At 57.6% G+C, this 3,593-nt stretch carries 3 protein-coding genes; 2 read left to right on the top strand and 1 reads right to left on the bottom strand.

Going from position 1 to position 3,593, the window contains the following annotated elements; genetic code table 11:
- A partial coding sequence (locus RR842_RS12860) for an APC family permease (RefSeq protein WP_332730009.1) occupies positions 1-888 on the top strand: 888 nt, incomplete at its 5' end.
- 164 nt (positions 889-1,052) lie between these two features.
- On the top strand, positions 1,053-2,213 hold the full coding sequence (gene aguA / locus RR842_RS12855) for an agmatine deiminase (RefSeq protein ID WP_332514768.1): 1,161 nt from the start codon (positions 1,053-1,055) through the stop codon (positions 2,211-2,213).
- 68 nt (positions 2,214-2,281) lie between these two features.
- Here aguA and RR842_RS12850 read toward each other — a convergent pair whose 3' ends face one another.
- Positions 2,282-3,136: a LuxR C-terminal-related transcriptional regulator gene (locus RR842_RS12850; protein WP_332522237.1), complete on the bottom strand. Its 855-nt coding sequence runs from the start codon at positions 3,134-3,136 to the stop codon at positions 2,282-2,284.
- Between the last annotated feature and the right edge of the window lie 457 nt (positions 3,137-3,593).

The following is a 3,593-nucleotide window of genomic DNA, read 5'->3' as shown; positions in this document are numbered from 1 at the left end:
ATCTGCACGTTCGCCGGCGCCATGAAGAACCCCTCGCGCGACATTCCCAAGGCCATCGTGCTGGGCGGCCTGGCCATCGGCGCCATCTACCTGTTCTGCTCGTTCGGCATCGGCGCGGCTATTCCGGCCGACCAGATCGACCCGGACTTCGGCATGATCTACGCCGTGATGACCATGGTGGGCGAGGCGTCCCCGATCTTCATGCTCATCTGCATCGTCTTTTTGGTCACGCTGTTCGCGAACATGGCGTCTTGGTCCTTCGGCGTGAACTATGTGGCCGACTATGCTGCCAAGCATGGCAACATGCCCAAGGTGTTCGCCCGTGAAAGCAAGAAGACCGGCATGCCTACGGGTGCGGCCATCGTGAACGGTGTCGTGGCGTCGCTTGCGCTCATGCTGCAGCTCATTCCTATCCCGGCCATTTCCGACGGTATTTTCTGGATGCTGTTCTCTATGAACGTGGTGTTCCTGCTCATCAGCTACATTCCCATGTTCCCGGCGTTCCTAAAGCTGCGCAGGGTCGATCCCAACCGGGCGCGTGTGTTCAAGTTCCCCTTCAAGGGCAAGTTCATGCTGGTGGTGCTGGCTATTCCTGCCATCGAGCTTGTGCTGTCCATCATCGCCACCATCGTGCCGCTCAATGGCTCGGAAGAGGAGCTGTCTAAGATCCCCATGCTCGTCGGCGTGCTGGTGTTCGTGGTGCTGGGCGAGATCATCCGCGTGTTCTCCGCTCGCGGTCGCAAGACCGAGTTCAAGGGCCTGACGCCGGCTTTGGCTGCTGAGCGTTTGGCTGAAGAGGCTGCGGAAGAGGCGGCCGAGACCGAGGGGGCTGACGAGGGTGTCGGCGAAGGCGAGACGGTTCCTGAGAAAGAGCCGGCCGTCTCGTAGCTTTTCTCGTTGCATCTCGCCCGGCGCTGCTGCCTTGGTTGCCGGTGCCGGGCGGACCCGCAACGAGGTACTTGTAGGGAAAACGCGGATAGGTTGAAACCTTGCCGCGTGCATCATCCATCGTGTTTCGCATAGAATGCCTTTAATGTGAGAAAGGATGCACTATGAAGACGATTTTTGAGAGCGAGTCCACCCCGAAGGCCGACGGTTTCCGCATGCCCGGCGAGTTCGAGCCGCAGACCCGCATCTGGATGGCATGGCCGCACCGCACCGACACGTGGGCATGGGGCGCAAAGCCTGCCCAGAAGCAGTACGCCGAGGTGGCACGCGCCATTGCGCAGTTCCAGCCCGTTACCATGTGCGTGAACCAGGTCGACTACGCCAACGCTCAAGCTCTCTTCGAGGACGATGAGAACGTCACTGTCATCGAGATGACCACTGACGACGCGTGGGTGCGCGACACGGGCGCTACGTGGGTTGTGAACGACGCCGGCGAGAAGCGCGCCGTGCACTGGCACTTCAACGCCTACGGTGGCTTCGAGAACGGCCTGTACTTCCCGTGGGACAAAGACGAGCAGATCGCGCTGAAGATGGCCGAGATGAGCGGTTGTCGTCGCTATCGCCCCGAAAGCCTCATCATCGAGGGTGGCTCTATCCACGTTGACGGCGAGGGCACGGTCGTGACCACCGACATGTGCCTGCTCGACCCCGGCCGCAACGCCTCCGTCACCGATCACGAGGCATGGTCTGAGGAGCTGCGCGCCTACATGGACGAGGGCCTGAAGAACTACCTAGGCTGCGAAAAGGTCATCTGGGTGAAGGACGGCATCGATCCTGAGGAAACGAACGGGCACATCGACGACGTGGCCTGCTACGTGGCTCCCGGCAAGATGCTCTGTATCTGGTCTGACGATCCGGACTACCCGTTCTACCACGAGTGCCATGCCGCCTACGAGACGCTTTCCAATGCCGTTGACGCCAAGGGTCGCAAGCTCGAGGTGACCAAACTTGTCATGCCGGTGAAGCCGCTGTACATGGACCAGGCGTCGTGCGATTCCATCGACATCGACGAGAACGCCGAGCCCCGCGTGGCCGACGAGCCGCTGATCGCCTCCTACATGAACTTCCTCATTGTCAACGGGGGCGTCATCGTGCCGCAGTACGGCGACGAGAACGACGCGCTGGCCATCGAGCAGATCCAGGCCGCCTTCGACGCTGCCTGGGGCGAGGGTGTGTACAAGGCCGTGGGCGTGAAGACCGACCAGGTGGTCTTCGGCGGCGGCAACATCCACTGCATCACCCAGCAGGAGCCTGCTGGCAAGTAGCTTACCCCCTGCCCAATGAAGCGCCCCGTCCAGATTTCTGTCTTGGCGGGGCGCTCTTGCGTGCTGCTCTAATCCTTCCAGAAATCCTGCATGAGTTCCTGGCGGCTGGCCTGACTGGTCTTCTTCAGAATATTGTGCGTATGGGATTTCACCGTGCCTATGGCGAGCTGCAGCTCGCTGGCGATGTTTTGGTAATCCTTTCCCAACAACGTAAGCCTGAGAATGTCGCGTTCACGCGGCGTGAGTTTGTGTTGTTCGGCATACTGGGGAAAAACGCTTTCTATGTGCCTTTGAGACGCGGGGCTGTCGGGCGTTGGCGGCTCTTTTGCCCGCAGGTGAAGGATTAAAATTCCCGCGCGCAGGGCGAAAAAGGCGTATGCGAGCACCAAGGTGTTCTCCGAAAAGTTACGCTCCGACAGGTACAGGGGTAGCAAGGAAGAGGCGATGTCACCCGTTGGCTTCCAGATAAGAATGAGGCAGGTATTCTCGATGACAATGCACGTTACCAGCACGATCGTTGCAAGGAACAGCGGTTTGTACCTGCGTAGCCGAGCGTGCTCGACGGCGTTTTTGGTATGTTTGTACTGGATGAAGGAATATCCGAGACACCATATGAAGAACGCTTCGCGAAGGCTGTAAAAACACCATTGCCTCCAATCGCCTTCGGGCATGAGCGCAACGACGAGAAAGCTGACGACGACGAACACCATTGCCGGACCAATCTTGAGTGCGATGCTCTCCTTGTTCAAGTGATCACACACAATAAGCCAGATCGATTCCAGAATGCCCACGGCGAAAATGGTCTTGAGCATGGGCTGGTCTATTTCGTAATACAAATTAAGAGGAATCAGTGTGCCATGGTTTAGATACTCGCTTTGGAAAATAAGCGCGAGATCGAAGAAGTAGAACAAAAAGAAGAACACGGCAAATAGGTGCGCGCGGTTTCGTGAGATAAGGTAGGCGGAAATCGTGATTGTGCTGGCGGCTATGCAGACAAGCATGACGAGTATCGTGTACACGTAGAAAACTACTTCCAAAGCGATCTACTCTCCCTTGGTTCTCCGAGCGTCACATCACGTTTGTATGATACCGCTCCCAAGGGGAGGCGTTGGTAGTTCAAAAAGGTTCAGATGGGGCTGAGAGAGGTTTAGATGCGTTCAAACGGGTTCAGAAGGCGCTGATTACGGGGTTGCTCCTTTGTAATACGTCCTGATGAAGCATCTTATTCCCGGTTTGGTTTCGCTCTAGGTGCCTTGCAATAAAAAACAAACTTCATTATTCCTTCACAACGGTACGGGTCGATCCCATAGTGGGCGCCATGAGAAGCGGCCTCAACACGGAGGCTGCGGACATCCGACCCTCTAGGAGGAACCATGGCAG

This window comes from Gordonibacter sp. (assembly GCF_036667095.1).
Taxonomy (GTDB): Bacteria; Actinomycetota; Coriobacteriia; order Coriobacteriales; family Eggerthellaceae; genus Gordonibacter.
The sequence above is the reverse complement of the archived record's forward strand: the minus strand, read 5'-3'. Positions and strand labels throughout refer to the sequence as shown.